Source organism: Halopseudomonas formosensis (genome assembly GCF_900115905.1).
In the GTDB taxonomy this organism is placed as follows: Bacteria; Pseudomonadota; Gammaproteobacteria; order Pseudomonadales; family Pseudomonadaceae; genus Halopseudomonas; species Halopseudomonas formosensis.
Map to the genome: position 1 here is coordinate 1 of NZ_FOYD01000023.1, position 3,670 is coordinate 3,670.

Here is a 3,670-nt window from a genome sequence, read left to right on the forward strand (position 1 = left end):
GGCTGTCCAGCGCTTGATGTCGGGTTCTTGCGTCATGCTTCACTCCAATTTCTGAAGCAACTTTAGCATGTGCAGGTTTTCACTGGGTCATTACAAAGATGGCGGGCGGATCATCAACTTTGCCTCGGCCGCTGGCGTCGGTGGTCAGCCTGGCAAGGCGCACTATGCCGCCAGCAAGGGCGCAGTCCTGGCATGGACGCGCACCGTCGCACGCGAGTGGGGCCCGCACGGCATTACCGTCAACGCTATCGCCCCAGCGATATGGACCCCGATGTACGACGCCACCCGCGCCAGCATGAGTGAGACTCAGATCAAACAGCACGATGCGTTCATGGCGAGCCTGATTCCCATTGGAGGCAGACTTGGTGATGCCTCGTGTGATCTGGCACCGGTGCTGGTTTTTCTCGCTCGCGAAGGGTCGCGTTTTATAACCGGTCAGACTCTGATGATTGATGGCGGAATGTTGACGCTGAGTTGAGACCGCGACCCGAAGCAACGTCCACCCATGGCAGAGCGCACTACCTGGTCTGCAGCAATTATCTGCTGCAGCTCGAATACATCCACCGCACCCCTCTCCCAACAGAATTCTTCTTGCAGAATATGATTCTCTATCGTGGATTTATTTGATTTACTCTGCTAGATTCAATGTGCAAGGCTGCTGGATTGAGCCTTGTTAATCCAAGGTAAATAACAAAAATAAAAGGTTTCTTCGATGAACTACCCAAATAGGCTCTGCGGGGCCGGCTCACATTCCTTCGCTGTCGTGTACCGATTGCTGGAAAGCGTCCATTTTTTTAGTAATGAGTTCCTTCATATTTTGCACTGCGCTTTCCCAATGCAACTGATGAACCGTCTTGCCATCCAGCCGCAAAACTCCGTCGCTCTGCTCCTGACGCGCGTGACGCTGGGCCACTCAAATAAAAACAACTGGAGAATCATATGAAGCTTCGACTGATGTTATTCACCGCCCTTACCGGATTTTCGACACTCCCGCTGGCTGCGGTCAGCCCGGAGGAAGCTGCCGAGCTGGGCAAAAGCTTGACACCTTGGGGGGCTGTCATGGAAGCAAATACCGAAGGAACCATCCCTGCCTACACCGGCGGCCTTACTACGGCCCCGGAAGGGTTTGAGGCGGGTTCGGGATTCTGGGTTGATCCGTTCAAGGATGAAGCGCCGCTGTTCCGCATCGACAGCAGCAATGTGGATGAATATGCGGACAAGCTCAGTGAGGGCCAGAAAAAACTGTTGCGTGACAGTACCGATTATTACTTGGACATTTACCCCAGCCACCGCACCGTTGCGTACCCGCAAGATGTAATAGACGCAACTATACGTAACGCCACGGAATGTACCATTATGCAGGATGGGTTAGCGGTGGATCCCGCGTGCCGAGGCGGCCTGCCCTTTCCTATTCCCCAATCGGGGAATGAAGTGATCTGGAATCAGCAACTGCGTTACAAAATCGGCTCCGGATATTCCACAACTGCTTCGTCCAACAGCTGGATCGTGGACTCCAACGGTCGCGTCACCAAGGCAGCGGAACAACAGACCTTTGAAGAGATGCCCTATTATCAAGTAGATCAAGCAGACCGTAATCCGGAGATGTATGCCCGCGTTTTCTCCCTCAACAGATACCCGGCCCGACGCGCTGGTGAAGTGACTGTCCTGGCAGACTTCCTCAACCCTATCAAGCAACCCCGCAGGGCATGGAGTTATTCGCCAGGGCAGCGCCGCATCAAGCTGGCCCCCGAGTTTGCCTTCGACACGCCGGTCGCCAGCCAAGGCGGTGTCACACTCTTCGATGAGCTACAGATGTTCTCCGGCAGCCAGGAACGCTTCGATTACAAGTTGGTTGGTCGCAAGGAGATGTTCATTCCTTACAACGCCTACAGATTCTATTTCGACTGCGGTCAGGAAGAGCAGATGCTTAAGAGTCACGCTAACCCTGCGTGTGAGCGCTGGGAGCTACATCGCGTGTGGGTGGTGGAGGCCACTCTCAAGGAAGGAAGCCGTCACGTTTATGGAAAGCGTACTTATTACCTCGATGAGGACACCTTTGGTGTCGGCCTGTATGACGCTTGGGATCAAACCGGTGAACTCTACAGATCGATGTTCCTCAGCGGCGTACAGCTTTACGACCTGAACATTCCTTACACCGTAAAGAACGTGATCTATGACTTCAACCGGGGCATGTATGGCGTGATCAACGACGGATTGAAAGGCGGCTACAAGTTCCATCCAACACCCCTGCCTGAGCGAGACATGACGCCTGAAGCCATCGTGTCACGGCATAGCCAGAGGTAACTGGATCAGTTTCTCTATTATATTCGTGCGCTTTCCCTGAATTCAGATGGACACGGCAGTATGCGGGGCATGTCCATCTGAGCAAGGCGCATCGTACAGTTCGAATCGACTGCCTTCGTTTTTTTTTCTGCTAAAAACAAGGGAAATAATCATGAGGTTTTCTGACAAAGTGGTACTGGTCACTGGGGCTGGGCGCGGCATGGGTCGGGCGATCGCTCTGGCATTCGCCAAGGAGGGAGCCAAGGTTGTGGTGTCTGCACGTACCGCAAAATACGGCGAACAAACCGTGACGCAGATAGAGGAAGCTGGTGGGACGGCGTTCTTGGTGCTTGGCGATGTGGCTGACCGACCGGCTGTTAAGGCCATGATCGACTCCGCCGTCGAGAAGTTTGGTGGCCTCGATGTGGTGGTGCATTGCGCTGCCGATGCCGCTCACGGGCTGATTGCCGAAATGCCCGATGAGGTTTTTTCCAACCTGGTCAATTGCAACATCCAGTCGGTATTCTGGATCGCCAAGGACTCTGTGCCTCATCTTTCCAAAGCCAAGGACAAAGGCCGGTTGATTTACATTTCTTCCGGTTCCGCCAATCGTAGTTTCACCCCGAAACTGATCCCCTATGCTTCCAGCAAGGCGTTCATGAACGCCTTCGCCCGCAACCTGGCGGTTGAGTTCGGGCCGATGAACGTACTGGTGAACGTGGTCGAGCCGGGACTGATCGCCACCGACCGGATGCTCGGTGAACTGGGTGAGGAGCTGCCGGAGTTCTTTGCCTCCCATTTTCCCATTGCCCGCCTGGGACAATCAGCTGATATAGCCTCAGCGGTGCTGTTTATGGCTTCGAATGAAGCGAGCTATATCACCGGCACCTCGTTGCTGGTTGACGGTGGTGCCACCATGGTGCCCCTGCCAAATCTCGACAAGGCGCTGAAATAGTCGGCGCAGAGAGGTCGGCGAAAATTTATTCTTCCTGAACCGATCGGTTCTCTCACTTCCGGCCATGCTTTGCTGCCCCTTCTTCGCGAAGGGGCGGCTTTTTTCTAAAAGAGTTCTCAAGCGCAACCGTGTGCGGTCAATTCTTGCTGAAGTTTATCTTTATCCTGCTGTGGCACGCAGATACTGGACATAACCAGGTCTACCGAATATTCTCGCCAGGTGTCCATGCCTTCTGCCGATGTGGTGCCCAGACCTACCAGAGCAGAGGTAGAGTAACCGTTGGTGAACCAGCCGCTGGTGATAAGCGCCGCGGCGGCGAGGAACAGTCGAGGCTGGACTGTAATGACCCAGTGAAAACCTGCACATGCTAAAGTCGCTTCAGAAATTGGAGTGAAGCATGACGCAAGAACCCGACATCAAGCGCTGGACAGC

3 protein-coding genes are annotated in these 3,670 nt (G+C 54.3%); all 3 read left to right on the forward strand.

Annotation, left to right across the window (positions count from 1 at the left end; genetic code table 11):
* Positions 1–67 precede the first annotated feature (67 nt).
* The 3 genes from BM046_RS15990 to BM046_RS16000 all read left to right on the forward strand — a co-directional run bounded on the left by BM046_RS15990 (position 68) and on the right by BM046_RS16000 (position 3,238).
* Positions 68–478 carry an SDR family NAD(P)-dependent oxidoreductase gene (locus BM046_RS15990; RefSeq protein ID WP_235818669.1) on the forward strand — a complete coding sequence of 137 codons (411 nt, stop codon included), beginning with the start codon at positions 68–70 and terminating at the stop codon, positions 476–478.
* A gap of 461 nt (positions 479–939) precedes the next feature.
* Entirely contained in the window at positions 940–2,304 is a 1,365-nt protein-coding gene (locus BM046_RS15995; protein ID WP_090541396.1) for a DUF1329 domain-containing protein, read from the forward strand.
* A gap of 151 nt (positions 2,305–2,455) precedes the next feature.
* Positions 2,456–3,238, forward strand: coding sequence for an SDR family NAD(P)-dependent oxidoreductase (locus BM046_RS16000; protein ID WP_090541397.1), 783 nt, complete (start codon positions 2,456–2,458; stop codon positions 3,236–3,238).
* Positions 3,239–3,670: the final 432 nt, after the last annotated feature.